Origin of the sequence: Colwellia sp. BRX8-5, assembly GCF_014077325.1 — a bacterium.
Taxonomy (GTDB): Bacteria; Pseudomonadota; Gammaproteobacteria; order Enterobacterales; family Alteromonadaceae; genus Colwellia_A.
This window is the reverse complement of record NZ_JACGVR010000050.1, coordinates 1-19,330: the sequence shown is the minus strand read 5'-3', so window position 1 is coordinate 19,330 and position 19,330 is coordinate 1. Positions and strand designations below refer to the sequence as shown.

The window sequence follows — 19,330 nt, the reverse complement described above, 5'->3', positions numbered from 1 at the left end:
CTTTTTGTCTAGCGACAATAGCACTGTGGCACCACCTGATCCCATTCCGAACTCAGAAGTGAAACGCAGTAGCGCCGATGGTAGTGTGGGAGTTCCCATGTGAGAGTAGGACATTGCTAGGCTTCCAATTAGAAAAACCCGTAGCTGATGCTACGGGTTTTTTGCTTTCTGGCGTTTAAAAAAGACAAAACCCATAACTAGCATGCACTAATAACAAAAGTAGTGTGACTTATGTTTCGACATGCCCATGTGAGAATAGGACATTGCTAAGCTCCTATTTAGGTCGCTCTTTGCCATCCTTGGCAACGCGACATTAGTATATCCATACACGTCAAAAACCCGTTACTAACGTAACGGGTTTTTTGCTTTCTGGCGTTTGAAAATACACCATTTATAACTAATTGAGCAGTAGCGCCAACGGTAGTGTGACTTATGTCCGACATGCCCATGTGAGAGTAGGACATTCTCCGCTTCTAATTAGGTCGCTCTTTGCCATCCTTGGCAACGCGACATTAGTATATCCCTACACGTCAGAAACTCGTAGCTGATGCTACGGGTTTTTTGCTTTCTGATGTTTGAAAATAGAGGTTAAATTTTCATGAAAATAATAATTTAATAATTAAGCTCTTAGCAACAAGGCGTGTTTATTAGCTAGGTAACTCAGAGGTTAGTACCCAATAGTAATTTAGCTCTTTCATTTTATTGACGAAATCATCAAATTTTAAAGGCTTAGTAATATAGCCACTAGCACCTAAGCTATAACATTCCTCTATTTCGGGTGCAGTGCTTGACGTACTTATCATCACCACAGGAATACCAGACAGGGCTGGATCGGCTTTGATTATTTTTAACGTTTCTATACCGCCTTGTCTTGGCATTCTAATATCGAGAAAGATAATATCTGGACGTGTAAATTGACTACTATCTTCAAAGGGGGCTTCATTTCTCAAGTAAGCAACCGCTTGTTCTCCATCCATAACATGCGCGATTGTATTTTTAATATTAAAATCACTAAAAGCATCCATCATCAGTTCTGCATGATCAATATTGTCTTCAACCATTAAGGCTGAAATTGCTTTAAGATTATCCATAATTTTTCCCTGTCTGTTTAGCGATACTAAAACGATTTAACCAGCTTGTTTAGCTATTACTTTGACTTTCTTAAACTTCAAGGTAAATAAACTTCCTACACCTAATGCAGATTTCGCTTCTATACTGCCTCTATGATGTTCAATAATGCGTTTAACAATACTTAAGCCTAATCCTGAGCCTGAGAATTTTTTACCATTAACTAGTCGGTTAAACGGCGAGAATATTTTATCAACGTGTATTGGATTGAAACCGATACCATTGTCTTGCAATGATACTTCAATATAATTACCGGTATCGTTCATGACTATGTCGATAATTGGTAAGTTATTATTAAATTTTATGCTGTTAGCAATTAGATTTTGAAACAAGAGTTGTAACAAAGCCATGTTACCTGAGATATTAGCCAGCTCATCCGGTATATTCACTTTAAAATCAGCTTTTATTGTATCTTTAAGTGAGGTTACCGCTTTAGTAATAACCAGCTTTAAGTTAACTGTTTCGAATACTTGATTTGCATAGCCTACAGATAAGTAACTTTGTAAGTCTGATACTAAGCTATGTACATCCGTCGTACTTTTCTCAAGGTAGTCGAACCATTTTAATTCATTGGGTGTACAGTCTATCCTTGAGGTTAAATCGGCTTTTAATGCCTTAGATACTCCCATAATACGACTAATATGACCATTGAAATCATGAGATAAGCTAGCACAAAATGCTTGCATGTCTTGATTATATCCAGCAAATTCTTGTTGGTGCCTAAATCTCTCGATAGCATAACAACATGTTTTATATAGTAATTGCGGTGTTAATTCGTCTTTGGATAAATAGTCTTGAACACCTTTGTTGAGCAATGATTGTGCAATTTCAATACTATTTACTGAAGTTAATATCACCATTGGCAAGGGATTAGTTTGTAAACTTAACCACAGTACAGTTTCGCTTATAGTTGAATCAGGAAGTTGTAAGTCACATAGACATATATCAAAGTGTTCCGAGGAAAGTCTTGCAGCACCTGTTGATAAAGTTTCTGACCTTACGACATGAGCATGTATTTCTGTGATGGACGCGAAAGCATCTTCAATAATCTCAAAATGATCAGGGTTGTCCTCTATTACCATTACTTTCATGATATGTGTTCTCCTATGTCATTAATGAAATGCGAATACATCCATGAAAATTAGACATTATCAACTTAGGTTGCTAATGTAAATGTGTATCAATTGTATTGTTGATTTTCACAAATGGTTATGGATTGCCTTGTGTTTAAAAGCAGATGTTCATACCAGGATGGGTATTAAATGAGAATTTTAATTGTTGATGACGATGAAATTGATAGTGCGCTGGTAAAAAGAGCGTTGAGTACATCTTTACAAAATAGTTACGAAGTGAAAGAGGCTGACTCTGTCGCCAAAGGTCTTGCCTTAATTGAAGCAGAAACCTTTGATGTTATTTTACTTGATTATCATATGCCTGAAGTTAATGGTATTGAAATGATTATCGACATTCGCTCTCGCCCTAATCTTGGCAATACCGCTATTATTGTTATCAGTGCAGCACAAGACAGTTCAATTGCGTTGAACTGTATTGAAGCTGGAGCACAAGACTTTATCACTAAAATTGACATTTCATATGTCAAACTCCATCAAGCGATTATACATTCGAAGAAACGCTTTGAAATGGAGCAGCGAATGCATGAAAGCTACTTAGCTTTAAAAAACATGGCTGAAACAGATCAACTAACGGGTCTACATAATCGCTATTATTTTGATGAAACCCTTAAGTTTATGATCGCTAACAGTGACCGTTCAAAACTATCTGTCGGTATGCTAGCCTTAGATTTAGACGACTTTAAACATGTTAATGACTCACTAGGACATCATGCAGGAGATCAATTACTGGTCGATTTGGTTGGCAGAGTTAAAGAATGCTTAAGGATCAATGATGGTTTCGCTCGACTAGGTGGCGACGAATTTGCTATTACCTTAGCCAATGTCCATTCTGTTGAAGAAGTTAACATGATCGCCAATCGTATTTTAACTTCATTTCAAAAGCCATTTTTAATCGAAGGCCATCGTATTAAGTGTACTATTAGCATGGGGGCTGCCTTATACCCAAACGATGCGGATAGCCGAGTACAATTGGTAAAGTGCGCTGACATCGCGATGTACAGAGCAAAACAAAATGGTAAAAACGCTTTAAGATTCTATGAATCTCATTATCAAAATGAATTTAATCGCCGTTTTTTGATTCAAAGTGAAATGACGGAAATCCTGCGTAAATCATCGTTTAGACTATTTTATCAACCGGTATTTTGTGCACATAACGATCAAATTACCGGGGTTGAAGCCCTTATTAGATGGCCTGATTCAGCGAAGTCATATACGCCTGATGAATTTATTCCTGTTGCTGAAGAAACACGATTGATTCATGATCTCGGTCAATGGGTACTTACCACCGCGTTAACTGACTTAGCATCATGGCAAAGACGATTTGCCGATAATTTCTCTATGGCCATCAATATCTCAGCCTTACAATTGCAAGATCCTCAATTACCTAAAAAAATAAAAGATGAAACGGCACGGCACGGAGTCTTACCTAGTACCATCATCTTAGAAATCACTGAAACAGCACTTTTAGAAGACGATGAAGTTACGCGAGCAACACTTCATTCATTATCATCTCATGGTTTTCAAATAGCATTAGATGATTTTGGTATGGGGTTTTCTTCTATTGCTCATTTAAATAACTTCCCTATTGATATCGTTAAACTCGATAAGTCGTTACAAAACAAGGAGCCAAACGTTAACAATAAAAAAAGCTTGCTTGAAGCCGTTACTATTATGCTTAAGCTTCTTGATTTCATTGTTGTTGCTGAAGGTATAGAAACAGAGAGTCAATTATTAGTTTGTCATGAACTTAAAATAGATAAGATACAAGGTTATTTATTGGGTAAGCCTATGCCAGCACCTATGTTAGAAGAAAAGTTGCTTGCACAGAGCGCATAACTTAATGGTTTTATATATCACTTAATCCTTAGGTATAAATTGATATAAGTGGAGCGAGAAATCGATGATATCAGCTTTAATACCCGAGAATGAACTCGCTCGTTTGGCAGCATTAGATGAGTATAATATTTTAGATACGCCATCTGAGCTAGCCTATGATCAGCTAACCGAGCTTGTCTCCAGTGTCTGTGGTACTCCTATTGTGCTAATTTCTTTTATCGACGAAAAGCGACAATGGTTTAAGTCTCATTTTGGACTTGAAGTAGAAGAGACTCCCCGCGACATTGCCTTTTGTGCGCATGCTATTCATCAGGATGATGTCTTTGAAATACAAGACAGTCGTAAAGATAAGCGTTTTCATGATAACCCTTTAGTAACCGGACCCGCTCAAGTTATTTTTTATGCAGGTGCTCCATTGATAACACCTGAAGGTCTAAGGCTGGGGACTTTATGTGCCATCGACAACAAACCGTCACAATTGACCGATATTCAAAAAAAACAGTTAACCATTATTGCTCAGCAAGTTGTTGCCCATTTAGAGCTCAAGAAAGTGGCAGGTATCAAAGATAATCTTGTTTCGAAGTCACTGTCATTAACGAGTAACTTAGTGGCAAAAAATAAGGAACTTGAACAGTTTGTTTTTGCGGTATCACATGACTTGAAATCACCTTTGGTCACTATTAATGGCTTTACGTCTACGTTAGCGAAAGAGTTATTGGCTCACACTACTGAAAAACAGCAGCACCGTTTTAGCAGAATCCTTAAAAATGTTAAGCATATGGAGGATCTGCTGACTAATTTACTTGAGCTTTCTAGAGTCATGAAAGGGGATATCACTAAAGAACCTTATGATGTAACTGGCCAGATTGAAAAAAGTTGGCAGAGATTGTTAACTAAGAACAGAATATTGAACGCTGAGCTTATATTAACTAAACCCTTACACTCCATTTTGACTCATCAGCCACTTTTTTCACAATGTATCGATAACTTATTAAAAAATGCCTTGCAATATCGGAGTGTTGAGCGGAATCTACAAGTAAAAATTCATACTGAAGTATCAGATACAGCGATTTCTTTATTTATCCGCGACAATGGTTTAGGTATCGAAAAGAAAGATCACGCACGTGTTTTTGATGTTTTTGAGCAGATTGTTGAAGGTGATGGAACTGGAATTGGCTTGACTATTGTTAAGGCCGTAATGGAAAAACACAGCGGTTTAGTGACTCTAGCCTCTGGATTAGATCAAGGATGTTGTTTTGAATTGCATTTTCCAAAAATATAAATATAAATATAATCCACTAAATAATCCACATTAGGAATACCCATGAACGAATGGTTACAGCAATTTGCTAACCCCAATTTTATGCCGCACGGACATTGCTACCTTTGGCGACCTGATATCTTATGGACCCATGTTATTTCTGATATCACTATAGGTGTAGCCTATTATCTGATCACTATTATTTTGGGTATATTACTCTACAAGAGAAAAGAAAGTGTGCCATATAAAGATATATTTGCCTTATTTATGGCGTTTATTTTCTTTTGTGGTACCACCCATTTTGTCGCTATTTATGTAACTTGGTACCCCGCTTATGAGTACCAAGGCTGGATAAAAGCCTTAACCGCTTTTACTTCTATTTTGACTGCCATTGTTTTAGCACCAAAATTACCCGATCTTATTCAATTACCGGGTGTCGAAATTAAATATCATAAGGCACTTAAGGAAGTTGAGGCGTTAAAACATAAAAATGCCCAAATGAGTTCAGTTTATTCTGCAACACTCGACCGAGAAGAACGCGTCATCGAATTAAAAAAAGAAGTTAATTCCCTAATGGTCGAACTTAAGCGAGAGCACGTCTACGATGTTTAACTTCGCCACCTTGTCTATATTAAATTTTTATTGCACATTCGCTTTTATGTGGGATATCGATGAATTCTAAGAATTCGGTATTAACTGCGCTACTATTATTCTTCATCACACTAGAAGTACTTATTGCACTCGATTACAAATCGAAACAAAAAGACATGCGTGAGCAACGTGTTTCGGTATATTCGGCTATTATCGAAATGCAAAGTCAGATTGGTTATGTTGGTTTAATACATAATTTTAAAAATGCGATCTTACGGCCCAATGAACCGCACTATCGGGCTGATGCTTTTGAAAACTACCGTAAAGCAAACATCCAATTAGATAAACTAGAAGTACAAGGCGCGTTAATTCTCGGGCAACTTAACATGTTAGCGGTAAGAGACATGCTGGTGGCTTATAAGGAAAGGTTATCTTTGTTACCAGCCTTAACTGAAAAAAATATGAGCATAAGTGAAGTTGATAATTATTTGCGTTATGACGATGAGCCTTCTCATATTGAAATAAAAGTTGTTGCAGATAAGATTGCGATTTTACTTGAAGATAAGATGTCAGACTTACTTCATCACAGCCTTAAATCTGGCTTTATTGTGCTAGTTGCTTTGTTATTGACCTTAGTCGTCATTATACGTTTTTTCTTTAAAGATCAGCAAAAGGCACTCGCGCAAAGTACTATGTTAAACATCAAGATGGAAGGGCATAAAGTTGATATGGCTCGTTCGCAAGCCATCTTATTGAGTATGATGGAAGATGTTGAAAAAGAAAGACGCCAAGCGATTAAACTCAACAAGAAATTAGTTAATAAGAACAAAGAGATGGAACAGTTTATCTATACAGTTTCACACGATCTAAAATCGCCATTAGTCACCATTTCCGCTTTTAGTCATAAATTACAATTAGAAATTGTTGATAAGTTGACCGAAAAGCAAGCATATCGGCTGAGTCGCATCATCGAAAATGTTGATAACATGGAAAGGGTATTAACCGATTTACTTGATTTATCTCGTATTGTCCAACAAGCTATAGAAACCTCTGAGATTAATGTTAAGCAAGTAGTAGAACAACAAAGTGCGGTATTAGAAGAGGGACTTCTCAAAGCCAATGCTACTATTAACTTAGCTGACAATTTACATACCATAAATGCCAATGAACGCTTGGTGTCTGAGGGGATACTGAATTTACTTAGCAATGCTATACGCTATCGAGATCCAGCGACTCCTTTGCTTATTGACATATTTACCAGTCAAACAAAATTATCGACAACAATTCATATAAAGGACAACGGTATAGGTATCGACTCAAAATACCATAAGTTAATTTTTGGTATCTTTGAAAAGCTTTCCGCAACAAAAGGTACTGGCGTTGGCTTAACGATTGTTAAAACAATAATGGATAAGCATAACGGCAAGGTGCTACTTACTTCGGCGCTGGGCGAAGGATGTTGTTTTTCTCTTGAATTTCCTAACGATGTCAAAGGTAATCATAAAACAGTGAATTAACACTGATAATGGATTCAGGATATTGCTCACACTAACTGTAGTGGGTTATTATTTATCTAATATCATTTATTTTTTTTACTAAAAAGCCGCGTTACTTATCAAGTAAACGCGGCTTTATTTTTTGGGTAGATAATATTACTTTTTCTTTTTACCAAATGGTTGCTTTGGCTTTCTATCATCAAACTGGTTTTCAGAGAAACGTGTTAAGCCTTGCTTACTTTTCTCAGCAGCAGAGCTTGTTGACGGCTTCTTGCCATAAGCTGTCTTAGTCGTTACTGGCTTTTTGCCAAAGGTGGTTTTATTGCCTTTAGCATTATTTTTTCCTTTACCGTTATTCTTATAGTGTTGCTGCTCTTTCTCGCCACGGGTTTCGTTGGGTACCAGACAGCCCGGTTTCGAACCAATTAGCGTTTTTCCTAAGCCCATTTTAGTAAAAGCTTGGCGAAGCATCGGCCAGTTAGCCGGATCATGATAACGTAATATAGCTTTATGTAAGCGACGCTGAATAGTGCCTTTAGGTACGGCGACACTCTTGCTGTTTTTATTTACATTTCGCAGTGAATCTATTTCAGTGTGGTACAAAGTGGTGGCATTGGCTAAAGGTGATGGATAAAAGTTTTGAACTTGGTCTAATTTAAAATCATTACTTTTTAACCAAAGTGCTAAGTTAACCATATCACGATCTGTTGTGCCTGGATGTGCAGAAATAAAGTATGGAATTAAATATTGTTTTTTACCGGCTAACTTAGAGTAATGATCAAACATTTCTTTAAATTTATCATAGCTGCCCATACCTGGCTTCATCATGCTATTTAAAGGACCTTCTTCAGTATGCTCTGGGGCTATTTTTAAGTAACCTCCAACATGATGTGTCGCTAGTTCTTTGACATATTCCGGATCTTGAATCGCTAAATCGTACCTAACGCCTGATGCGATTAATACTTTTTTGATGCCAGGTATTTTTCTTGCAGCACGATATAGCTCAATAGTAGGTGTATGATCTGTATCTAAATGACCACATATTGTGGGCCATACACAAGAGGGTTTACGACAGGTTGCCTCAGCTTTTTCGCTTTTACAATTTAGCTGATACATATTGGCGGTAGGACCACCCAAGTCAGATATTACGCCGGTAAATCCTGGTACTTTTAGTTGAATATCTTTTATTTCATTGAGTATCGATTCTTGTGAACGACTCTGAATAATTCTGCCTTCATGCTCTGTTATCGAACAAAAAGTACAACCACCAAAACAACCACGCATGATGTTAACTGACGTTTTTATCATGTCATAGGCAGGGATTTTTGCATCACCGTAACTTGGGTGCGGTACTCGGGCATAAGGTAAGCCAAATACACCATCCATTTCACTTTCTGTTAAGGGGGTTGCGGGTGGATTTAACCAAATAAGTCTGCTGCCATGACGCTGTACTAGAGGTTTAGCAGAAGTAGGGTTTACTTCCTGGTGAAAAATACGTGAAGCATGGGCATACAATACTTTATTATCACGTACTTGTTCGAAAGTAGGTAAGTTAATATAAGTCGTTTCCCAAGGCTTCTTTTTATCGGCCCAAGATTTATTTTTATGTTGCTCTGCCCGATGCGGTGTCAGTTCAATCACTTGTGCTGTTTTGGTTATATCAGTGTCGGTGTTTTTAGCCGCAGCATCTGCTTCTGCACTGTTCTCAGAACAATCAGTAGAGGTGATTTCTTGATAAGGACTGATTATTGGGTCTATTTTACCGGGTTTATCTATCGAACGAGAGTCGATACCTTTCCAGTTGGGTAATACTTGGTTAGCAAGAAAAGCACTACCGCGAACATCGGTGATATTTTTAACTTCCTCACCATTTGCAATACGGTGGGCAATTTCAATTAAGGGGCGTTCGGCATTACCGTAGACGAGAATATCTGCTTTTGAATCAAATAATACCGATTGACGTACTTTATCTGTCCAGTAATCGTAGTGGGCAATGCGACGTAAACTTGCTTCGATGCCGCCAATAATTACCGGCACACCTTTATAAGCTTCTTTACAGCGCTGAGTATATGCAGTTACTGCTCTGTCTGGACGTTTGCCGCCTTCATCATTTGGCGTGTAGGCATCGTCATGACGCATACGACGTTCAGCAGTATAACGATTGATCATTGAATCCATATTTCCGGCTGTAACGCCAAAAAATAGATTAGGTTGTCCTAACTCCATAAAGGCATCTTTGTTATGCCATGCAGGTTGGGCGATAATACCAACACGAAACCCTTGCGACTCTAACATCCGACCAATAATTGCCATTCCAAAACTTGGATGGTCAACATAAGCATCGCCAGTTACTAAAATAATATCACAAGAATCCCAACCAAGAGTGTCCATCTCACTTCGAGACATAGGTAAAAACGGCGCTGTTCCATAGCATTCAGCCCAGTATTTTGGGTATTCGAACAATGAGGTTTTTACTTGTGTGAGCATAATTTGGCCTAGGATTGTGTAAGTAAGATTTTATTGTCGCTGGTCAATACAAAAAACAATAATTTGTTGTATAGAACAAGGCGCGCGATTATAGCAAATTATCATTTTAATTGTATCCTTTATTGATGCATGGGCATGATTTAAAAAGCCTCCTTACATTATGACGCAACTTTATTGCGGTTGGTCGCATAAGATTACACTTTGCCGCCAGTTAAATTTACTATTTGATTGTATAAATTTATCGGGTTGAGTATAACTAACTATCTGATGTCCACTCTCAAAATTCACGATTAAAATAAGTCTCTTACCTATGAAAATAAAAATATTAACCGCTGCTATAAGTTTATCTTTAGTTGCCTGTGTAACAACAACGGCTGATCAATCGGCTGAAAACATTTTAGATGATAACTACAGCAATAAATCTGTGGCGGTCGCTAAAGAAGTAAAGACAATCGCTATTGCTAAAGCCGTTGCCCCAAAAGAGTCTACGTCAGCAAATAACGACTTATTAATCACCTTAGAACAAATTATGTCTGACCCAGATTGGATGGGGCGTTCACCACAAAGTTGGTATTGGGGTGATGATAATCAGACTATTTTCTACAAACAAAAACGTGCGGGTAGTCCACTAAGTGATTTATACCGCCAAGCGACGTTGGACAAGGAAGCAGAAAAAGTTAAATTAGCGCAAATGCATGTGGTCAGTGATAGAAATGCACAGCGAAATAAAGCCAATACGCATGAAGTTTACACTTTTGAAGGCAATGTTTTTGTTAAAGAGCTGGCGAGTTTAGATGTTCAACAACTGACTTATACGTCAGCTTATGAATATTCAACGATGTTTTTAAATAATGGTAATGTCGCTTACCGAGTTGGCAACAAATTTTTTGAACATGACTTATCCAGTAATAAAATTATTGAATTAGCTAATTTACAATTAAAAAAAGATCCTAAAGACAGTGAGGAGAGTCAGAGCTATATTGCCAGTGAACAACATGACTTAATCGCTTATGTTGCCTTGAAAAAAAGAAATAGCGAACTGCGAAAGAATCAACAAGAAAAACTCAAAGCGCAAAACGCTACACTGACTAAGAGTGACTTCTATTTAGGGGATAATAAACGTATCAATCACGCGAGTCTATCGCCCAACGGTGATAAGCTTATTGTCAGTATTAGTAGCGGTGAATCAAGCCAAGCTGATAGTGATATTATGCCTAACTATATTGCCGATGATGGTCATATAAAAGCGGAAAAGGTCCGTCAGCGTGTTGCTGATAATCGTCAATATAATGATGAGCTTTTTTTACTTGATTTAAAGTCAGGTCAACAATTCCCGCTTTCTTACGACGTTTTACCCGGCGCTGATGAAGATGTACTTGCCAGTGTAAAAACTGAGAACTATCAACGTGAAGGTAAGGTTTATCAGTCGCAAAAATCACCCCGTAATATTCATGTTATGCAAGCTAACTCCCCTATTCAATGGCACGAAAACGGTAAACAAGTTGCAGTATTACTAGAAGCATGGGACAACAAAGACCGTTGGTTAACAACAGTTAATTTAATGGAGAATAAGCTAGAGAGCCAACATCGCTTACATGATGATGCTTGGATCAACTGGAGCTTTAATGAGTTTGGTTGGTTAAAAGGTGACAATACCTTGTACTACCTCTCAGAAGAAACTGGCTATTCTCATCTTTACAGTAAAAACTTAGCAGGTAAAGCCAAACAACTCACCCGTGGTCAATTTGAAATCAGTGATGTGAGCCTAACGCAAGATAAGTCGCGTTTTGTCTTTAAAGCGAATAAAAAACACCCTGGTATTTACGAAATCTATCAAGTAGATATAAAATCTGGTCAGTTTAGTGCTTTAACTGATTTAGGCGGTATGAATGACTATGCATTAAGCCCAGATGATTCAACTTTATTAATTGAACATTCAACAGTAGCCATGCCTCCAGAGCTTTATGTAAAAGCACTTAAAGATGATGCTACGGCGATACGCTTAACTCATACGGTCTCTGAAAAATTCTTAAGTATGCCTTGGACTGCGCCAAGTGTGGTTGCTGTGCCTTCTTCGTATCAAGATGAACCTGTTTATTCTCGTGTTTATTTACCAAAAGACTATGATAAAACGGCTGATAAAAATCGTGCGGTAATGTTTAGTCATGGCGCTGGCTATCTACAAAACTCACATTTAGGTTGGTCTGGGTATTTTAGAGAATACATGTTCCATAGTATGTTAGTGCAACAAGGTTATGTCGTTATTGATATGGATTATCGTGCTTCTGCAGGATACGGGCGCGATTGGCGAACAGCTATCTATCGCCACATGGGCAAACCTGAAGTACAAGATATGCGTGATGGCGTAAACTGGTTAGTTGATAATGCTAATGTTGACCGTCAACGTATTGGTACTTATGGCGGTTCATATGGCGGCTTTCTTACCTTAATGTCTATGTTCACTCAGCCTGATTTATTTCAGTCAGGTTCGGCACTGCGCTTAGTCTCTGACTGGGCCTATTATAATCATGGTTATACCTCAAATATTTTGAACACCCCTGGCGATGACGCTATTGCTTATGAGAGAAGTTCACCTATTTATTTCGCTGAGGGATTAGAAAAACCCTTATTAATTAATGCGCCAATGGTCGACGACAATGTCTTTTTTCAAGATACCGTACGTTTAGTGCAACGTTTGATTGAGTTAGAAAAGCAAAACTTCGAAACGGCTATTTATCCAGTCGAACCTCATGGTTTTGTCCAACCAAGTTCTTGGTTAAATGAATATAGACGTATCTATAAGTTATTTGAAAATACCTTGTAACTTATGTAAAGCTTGCAAGACTAAAGGGTTACCTTTCTTATGAATTAAGAGCGCTAACCTTTTTTTTTGACGAAGAAAAGAACGACACTCTACTCAGTGAAATAAAATGGTTACAGGAAGATGAAACTAATATTTGTGATGTTATTTTATCTCGATTTTATTGTAAATGCTCAGGCTAAAGCGGTTGTAAAGTCAGTTTGGGGAGCATAACTATTTCCCTTATGCCATTATCGAAAAGGGAAGATTAGAGTCAAGTATCATAAAAGATATTCATGATGCTATTACTGAAAAATTGAGCAGTCTGAGCAATATAAAATTTCAAGCTCAGTGATAAGTGAGCATAATATCCTTAGCGCACTTTCAGCTAATTCTAATATATCGATAAAACAATATAGTAAGACATTAATCGCGTTGAAAAAAGCAGGTGTTATCGACGATTTTTTAAGAAAAATCAGTCTTTACCTTAATGTTTTTTTTAGTGAAAATGATTTAATAGCCATTAAAAATAATATGGCAAGCACACCACCTAATGCCCCCCATAAATGAGCATTTATTGCTACGTTAGCGCCAATCAAGTCAGCGACGTCTTCACTTGCGCCATAATATTGTTCGTGAGCTATCTTTAAAATTACTCCAATAAGTAATAAGTAACCGGTGCGCTCTTTTGCTTTTATATCCTCAATAGCGCCCCAAATAAACAAGCCATGTAAAATACCGGATAAACCCACGTATTGTTCAATGTTTGGCGAAAACCAATGGATGCCAGCAGCACAAATAACAGCACTTATCATAAACACAATCAGATAACTTTTAATGGTGTAGAAATGACCATGTAAAGCCCACAACATAATAACCGCTGCACTATTCAACAGGAAATGGGCACCATTGGTGTGAAAAAAATGTCCGCTAAATACCCGCCAAACTTGGCCTTGTGTGACTAAACTGCGTTGATAAACAAAAAAACCACTTAAACTACTATCAAATATAAAAGCAACCAGTGAAATAATCAGAACTATGGCGGGAACCGTTACTTGTTGAACAGAAATTGGAAAAGCAGAAAGTGACAATCGCATTAAAATAGGCTTATAAACAAAGAGTAAAATATATTTTACTGCATTTTAGATGTTTTTTATATTGAAAATATTCTTAACGTTTAATGGTGAACAGCGTAGACTCATCGTTAATAATTATCTGTTAAGCCCAAATTAATGACCCGAGCATACTGCTTACAATGCGAACGTCCTGAAAAATCTTGTCTATGTCATTTAGTCACATCGGTTGATAATGATATTCATATCGTGATTTTACAACATCCATTAGAAGTTAAACAAAGTAAAGGCAGTGTAACCTTATTACATCAGTCATTAAAAAATAGCCAAGTTATTGTGGGTGAAAATTTTACTGACAATATAGAAGTACAAAGACTATTAGAGCATTATCATCAACAATGTGCTGTTTTATATCCGGCTAATGATGCCGTTGTTTTAAGTGTCAATAATAGTAATATAACAACACCTAAGTGTTTGTTTATCTTAGACGGCACTTGGAAAAAAGCGTATAAAATGTTTATGAGCAACACTTGGCTGCAACAACTGCCGCATTTTACTTTGGAGAATGATATTGTTGGACAATATCGAATTCGAAAAACAACTAAAAAGCACGCTCTGTCATCACTAGAGGCTTGTTGCTATGCGCTTAGTGTTTTAGAACACCAACGCGATGGAGAAAATAAGTATCAAGCAGTATTGGCAAGCTTTGTAGAATTTAATCATTTTCAGTTATCGTTTAACCCAAACTAGTTTATGTGTTTTTAAGGAAAACTATGTCTCGAATCCCACTATTTCAGCGTTTAAGTATGGTAACGCTATCACTGGTACTTACCTTTACTAGTCAAGCCGAAATAATAAAACAGCAAGAAGACCGTGAACCCGAAGCTGCTACTGGTGTTATCCATAAACAAGCAGTTACCAGCAAAGACTTTATGATCGCGGCAGCTAATCCTTATGCTAGCCAAGTTGGTTTCAACATCCTAAAAAAAGGAGGCAGTGCCATCGATGCGGCGATTGCTGTGCAACTGGTATTGACCTTAGTTGAACCGCAATCTTCAGGGATCGGTGGTGGTGCTTTTATTTTGCATTGGGATAAAAAGGAACAATTCTTAACGACTTTTGATGGTCGCGAAACTGCGCCAAAATTGGCAACGGCTGAGCTGTTTTTAGATGATAAAGGTAAAGCCATTTCTTGGATTAAAGCCGTTGTTGGTGGTCGTTCTGTTGGTGTTCCTGGTGTGTTGTCAGCACTAAAACAAGCGCATCAACAATATGGGGTGCTTGCTTGGTCAGAATTGTTTGTCGAAGCGATTGAGCTTGCCGAGCAAGGTTTTATTGTTTCTCCACGGCTCGAAAAACTAGTCTCAATGCAGTTTAATCCAGGCATTAGCCAACTTCCTGAAATAAAGAATTATTTCTTCCCTAATAATATTGCCATAAAAGCCGGTGATCGTTTAAAAAACAAAAAGCTTGCTGCTGTTTATAGAAGTATTGCTAAAGATGGACTTAAACCTTTTTATCATGGTTGGATAGCGGAAAAAATTGTTGATGCGGTGCAAAATTCTATCATAGCGCCAGGTAGGCTTACTCTGCAAGATATGGCACATTATCAGCCTAAACAACGACCTGCTGTTTGTGGTAGTTATCGCGACTTTAATATTTGTGGTATGGCACCTCCTAGTTCTGGCGGTGTTGCGGTTATTCAACTGCTTGCCCAACTTCAACCTTACGACTTTGCGAAAGAAAGCCCCAACAGTTTAACGGCCGTACATTTACTTACACAAAGTTCTCGTTTAGCCTTTGCCGATCGAGAACGATATATTGCCGACAGCGACTTTGTTAATGTACCTGTTGCGGGGCTAATATCTCCTAACTATTTAGCAAAACGCTCGAAATTAATTAATATTGATAAGGATATGGGAACAGCGCGAGCTGGTTTCCCGCAGGGCGCTTTAGCACAAGCAGACGATCTTGCTTTAGAGTTACCATCAACCAGTCATATTTCAATTGTTGATAAGCAAGGAAATGCGATATCAATGACGACCAGTGTTGAAATGGCTTTTGGTTCAGCGGTGATGGTGGAAGGCTTTATTTTAAACAATCAATTAACCGATTTTTCATTGGCGCCAAAAGTAAATGGGCAATGGGTAGCAAATCGCTTAGAGCCACTAAAGCGACCTAGAAGCTCCATGGCTCCTACGATGGTATTTAACCAAGATAATTCATTAAAACTTGTTGTGGGTTCACCAGGCGGTAGTCGGATTATAAACTATGTTGCGCAAGCCATTGTTGGTGTAATTGATTGGCAGTTAGACCCTCAAACGGCAATAAATTTACCAAAAGTAACCAATCGTAATAAGGTGACCACCTTAGAAAAAGGCACGAATATTGAATTATTAAAGCCAGCTTTAGAAGCCAAGGGACATAAAGTTATCGTTAGAGATTTAAATAGTGGTCTTCATGCAATTGAAGTGACAGAGCAGGGATTAATTGGCGGTGCAGATCCGCGCAGAGAAGGGGTTGTCTTAGGTTTATAAATCATTTTTTGACCTATCTTTTTTAGGATAGGTCAAAAGTGTATTTTAAAACATAGACTAATTTAGAAAGGGTCTTTTAATATTTTATCAATAACCCAATCGCCATCTATTTGAATAAGAGATAAGCGCTTAACGTCTTTCAAACGATTATTATCGTAAATACCATCAAAATAAACAGTAATTACCGCTGCGTCTTTGAACTGCTCACGAACTTTTACACCGCTGTCATCAGGCGATGCAACCACTGAATCGTAAGACATATTAAATAAATGGCGGCCAACAGCTTTGGGTGACTTGTAATGTAAGATAATTCGAGACAATTGTGGGCTACAAACTTTGGCTGCTTTCTTCACATTTTTTTCATTATAAAGTGCATCAAAAAAAGCGATAGCTACAACTTCAGGACTTTCTGAAGTTTTAATGTCTCCACTTTCTTCGTCACCACATGCAGTAAGTAGAAGAGTAAATGAGATAATGATTAATTTTAAATAGTTCATAAGCTGTAAGTATTACCTGGAAAGTATCCTTATATACTACCTGAAATTATTAACTGATTAGTATTAAATATTATAAAAATTCAAATAATATTGAAATTTTATAGAGTAAGCCCAATATATAAACTATCAACGGGTCCTTAGGAGTAACAATTGCAAAATATCATTTTGAACTTTATTTTGTTCATCAGCTCTTTAGTATCCGTTAATGCTGTTATCTCAGTTCCTTTGTCATCTGTGATTAGCAACGATACTCAACAAGTAGAATACATAGAGTATTGTGCTGAAGCCCCCTTACTTATATTACAAAAAACACGTGAAGTTCAGCTATATAAGGCATTAAATGCTCTAAGTATGAGTGGAACTTACTTATATTCGGATTTGTTTCATGACGCTTTTGATTTACATCATGACTCCCTCATACTTGTCGATACACAGATAAGTAGGCAAAAATATAAAATTCAAAAGCAAACCTTTCAAAAGTCTGTGGTAACTATTCATCTACAATTCATTAAAACGCTTTATCAAGTTGAAAGTGAAAACCTCATCGCGTAATCGATTATTTTAATAAATATCCGTTTAATCATTTCATTGATTAAACCTTTTAAATAATTTGATTGAGTGCTCTATGGAAAATTTCTTTACGTATGATTTATATCTGGCGTTAGCGCCATGGTTAGTTTTTGCTGTGCTATCAGTATTGGCGATAATATTAATGAAGCTTGCTAAAAAACGCCGTGGTATAGCGATTGCCTTTGCTGTTTTTGTGCAAATGTTTTCTCCAGATCCTTTTGTGGAGAAAGCGATTGCTATGGTGGTTTCTGAAAAAAGAGCGATTAAAAAGCAGCAAGACGAAGATGGAGAAGGGCAGGGGTTAATAAAAAAGATTGAGTAAAAGCCTGCATATACAAATGCCAGACGAAAACGTTCTGGCATTTTCTAAATAATATTGTTTATAAAGAACTCCTTGATGATTTATTCAATAAAGTTAAGATTTCTTCTTTATTCTTTAATATTTTTATATCACTAAATAATTGCTCTGCCTCAGGGTATTGTAATCTTAAGTAACGTAGCCACTGTTTTAATCGACTTGAAAAATAAAAGCTTTTATCGCCAATTAATTCAAGTTCACTGTATTGTTTTAGTAGAGAGCATAGTTGGTGCCAAGGCATAGGTTGTTGATTGTTTTTTATTACCGCTTCCAAGTTTGGTAGAGCAAGTGCGCCACGGCCAAGCATTAAGTTAGACGTATGGCTTTCCTCGATGCAACGGTGGGCATCTGCTAAGTTCCAAATCTCCCCGTTAGCGAAAATTTCAATTGGATATCTTTTGACAATACCAGCAATGAAATGCCAGTAAGCAGGAGGACGATAGCCATCGGCTTTAGTTCTCGCGTGAATGGTGAGTTGATCCGCCTTGGCAGATGTTATTGCGCTTACTATCTCATCTAACAACGAGGCATCATCAAAGCCTAAGCGAATTTTTGCCGACAGTATCACATCTTTGCCAACCGCTTCTTTTACCGCTAGCACTATTTTGTAAATATCTTCAGGTGTTTTTAGTAATGCGGCACCGCCACGATTTTTATTAACGGTTTTAGCAGGACAGCCAAAATTAAGATCAACACCATGTGAGCCTAGTGCTATTGCTCGAACAGCATTTTCTGCCATCCAGTTGGGTTCTTGACCAAGTAACTGCATTCTCAATGGTGTGCCTGACTGCGTGTAACCTTGTTGTTCTAATTCAGGGCAAACTTTGTAGAAACATCGCTCAGGTAAAAGCTGGTCAACAATACGTAGAAACTCAGTAATACAAAAATCGTAATTATTTAATGAGGTGAGTAGACGGCGCATTAAGGCATCAGCAACACCTTCCATTGGTGCTAAAACAACTTTCTTTACTTGAGTATTCATAGATCAGCGAGTAACCTCAAAAGTGAGTGATAAGATTTATCTAAGAGTGAATAAATATTTTCAACCTCATTGAAATTTATTTATTCGGTGAAGGGTCTTTGTTAGTAGCTTACATATGTAGTGCCAAAATTATAATATTAAAGGAAAATATCATGAAAATTTTAAAAAAATCATCATTGACAGCTTTATTAGGTTTGTTTGCCTTAACACTTGCCATTTCAGCTCCTGTAAAAGCAGAAATTAACCCTTTTGAAACTAAAAGCATTGTAACGATTACAGCGGCAGATGCTAGCGGAAAATGTGGTGAAGGGAAAGCTGACGAAAAAGCTAAATGCGGCGAAGGTAAAGCAGACAAAAAAGGTAAATGCGGCGAAGGTAAATGTGGTGAAACTAAAACCGACAAAAAAGGTAAATGCGGCGAAACCAAAACTGACGCTAAGAAATGAGGCGGCTAATTCTTAATCATTTATTATACGTGAACACATATCTTTAAAAAAGCTATTTAACCCTTTGTTAATTAGCTTTTTTGTTTATTTATAGCTTATATTCGGTCAGTTTTTATAGATATTGCTGTTTGTTGT

Annotated in this window: 16 protein-coding genes and 1 rRNA gene; 11 read left to right on the top strand and 6 right to left on the bottom strand. The window is 37.4% G+C overall.

Annotation, left to right across the window (positions count from 1 at the left end):
• Positions 1-7 precede the first annotated feature (7 nt).
• Positions 8-122, top strand: a 5S ribosomal RNA gene (rrf, locus tag H4J62_RS19410).
• A 525-nt stretch (positions 123-647) separates the two neighbouring features.
• Here rrf and H4J62_RS19405 read toward each other — a convergent pair.
• Together H4J62_RS19405 and H4J62_RS19400 are read right to left on the bottom strand one after the other, a co-directional pair.
• Complete coding sequence (locus H4J62_RS19405; protein WP_182218067.1) at positions 648-1,091, bottom strand: response regulator; 444 nt, start codon at positions 1,089-1,091, stop codon at positions 648-650.
• A gap of 36 nt (positions 1,092-1,127) precedes the next feature.
• Complete coding sequence (locus H4J62_RS19400) at positions 1,128-2,219, bottom strand: ATP-binding protein (protein WP_182218069.1); 1,092 nt, start codon at positions 2,217-2,219, stop codon at positions 1,128-1,130.
• 171 nt (positions 2,220-2,390) lie between these two features.
• On the opposite strand from H4J62_RS19400, the gene H4J62_RS19395 reads away from it, so the two are divergent.
• The 4 genes from H4J62_RS19395 (at position 2,391) to H4J62_RS19380 (ending at position 7,466) form a co-directional block, all read left to right on the top strand.
• Positions 2,391-4,097, top strand: a complete 1,707-nt coding sequence (locus tag H4J62_RS19395) for a GGDEF domain-containing response regulator (protein ID WP_182218070.1) — start codon at positions 2,391-2,393, stop codon at positions 4,095-4,097.
• A 64-nt stretch (positions 4,098-4,161) separates the two neighbouring features.
• Entirely contained in the window at positions 4,162-5,379 is a 1,218-nt protein-coding gene (locus tag H4J62_RS19390; RefSeq protein WP_182218072.1) for an ATP-binding protein, read from the top strand.
• A gap of 42 nt (positions 5,380-5,421) precedes the next feature.
• On the top strand, positions 5,422-5,970 hold the full coding sequence (locus H4J62_RS19385) for a hypothetical protein (RefSeq protein WP_182218073.1): 549 nt from the start codon (positions 5,422-5,424) through the stop codon (positions 5,968-5,970).
• A gap of 59 nt (positions 5,971-6,029) precedes the next feature.
• Positions 6,030-7,466 (top strand): ATP-binding protein, encoded by a 1,437-nt coding sequence (locus H4J62_RS19380; protein WP_182218075.1) that lies wholly within the window; start codon positions 6,030-6,032, stop codon positions 7,464-7,466.
• A 135-nt stretch (positions 7,467-7,601) separates the two neighbouring features.
• Here the strand turns inward: H4J62_RS19380 and H4J62_RS19375 are convergent, their stop codons facing one another.
• Entirely contained in the window at positions 7,602-9,932 is a 2,331-nt protein-coding gene (locus tag H4J62_RS19375) for a YgiQ family radical SAM protein (RefSeq protein ID WP_182218077.1), read from the bottom strand.
• Between the two features lie 310 nt (positions 9,933-10,242).
• Between H4J62_RS19375 and H4J62_RS19370 the strand changes: the two genes are divergently transcribed.
• Positions 10,243-12,756 carry a prolyl oligopeptidase family serine peptidase gene (locus H4J62_RS19370; RefSeq protein ID WP_182218078.1) on the top strand — a complete coding sequence of 838 codons (2,514 nt, stop codon included), beginning with the start codon at positions 10,243-10,245 and terminating at the stop codon, positions 12,754-12,756.
• Positions 12,757-13,214: 458 nt separating this feature from the next.
• On the opposite strand, the gene rrtA is transcribed toward H4J62_RS19370, so the two are convergent.
• A complete protein-coding gene (gene rrtA / locus H4J62_RS19365; RefSeq protein ID WP_182218080.1) occupies positions 13,215-13,829 on the bottom strand; it encodes a rhombosortase in 615 nt (204 codons plus the stop codon).
• 135 nt (positions 13,830-13,964) lie between these two features.
• Between rrtA and H4J62_RS19360 the strand changes: the two genes are divergently transcribed.
• Both H4J62_RS19360 and ggt read left to right on the top strand, forming a co-directional pair.
• A complete protein-coding gene (locus H4J62_RS19360) occupies positions 13,965-14,555 on the top strand; it encodes a tRNA-uridine aminocarboxypropyltransferase (protein WP_182218082.1) in 591 nt (196 codons plus the stop codon).
• A gap of 23 nt (positions 14,556-14,578) precedes the next feature.
• On the top strand, positions 14,579-16,342 hold the full coding sequence (gene ggt, locus H4J62_RS19355; RefSeq protein ID WP_182218083.1) for a gamma-glutamyltransferase: 1,764 nt from the start codon (positions 14,579-14,581) through the stop codon (positions 16,340-16,342).
• Between the two features lie 62 nt (positions 16,343-16,404).
• Here the strand turns inward: ggt and H4J62_RS19350 are convergent, their stop codons facing one another.
• Positions 16,405-16,839 carry a hypothetical protein gene (locus H4J62_RS19350; RefSeq protein WP_182218085.1) on the bottom strand — a complete coding sequence of 145 codons (435 nt, stop codon included), beginning with the start codon at positions 16,837-16,839 and terminating at the stop codon, positions 16,405-16,407.
• A 150-nt stretch (positions 16,840-16,989) separates the two neighbouring features.
• Between H4J62_RS19350 and H4J62_RS19345 the strand changes: the two genes are divergently transcribed.
• Together H4J62_RS19345 and H4J62_RS19340 are read left to right on the top strand one after the other, a co-directional pair.
• On the top strand, positions 16,990-17,391 hold the full coding sequence (locus H4J62_RS19345; RefSeq protein WP_182218087.1) for a hypothetical protein: 402 nt from the start codon (positions 16,990-16,992) through the stop codon (positions 17,389-17,391).
• Positions 17,392-17,464: 73 nt separating this feature from the next.
• Positions 17,465-17,731, top strand: coding sequence for a hypothetical protein (locus H4J62_RS19340; RefSeq protein WP_182218089.1), 267 nt, complete (start codon positions 17,465-17,467; stop codon positions 17,729-17,731).
• Positions 17,732-17,789: 58 nt separating this feature from the next.
• Here H4J62_RS19340 and H4J62_RS19335 read toward each other — a convergent pair whose 3' ends face one another.
• Positions 17,790-18,749, bottom strand: coding sequence for a tRNA-dihydrouridine synthase (locus H4J62_RS19335; RefSeq protein WP_182218091.1), 960 nt, complete (start codon positions 18,747-18,749; stop codon positions 17,790-17,792).
• Between the two features lie 152 nt (positions 18,750-18,901).
• Between H4J62_RS19335 and H4J62_RS19330 the strand changes: the two genes are divergently transcribed.
• Complete coding sequence (locus tag H4J62_RS19330) at positions 18,902-19,195, top strand: hypothetical protein (protein ID WP_182231366.1); 294 nt, start codon at positions 18,902-18,904, stop codon at positions 19,193-19,195.
• The last annotated feature ends 135 nt before the right edge of the window (positions 19,196-19,330 follow it).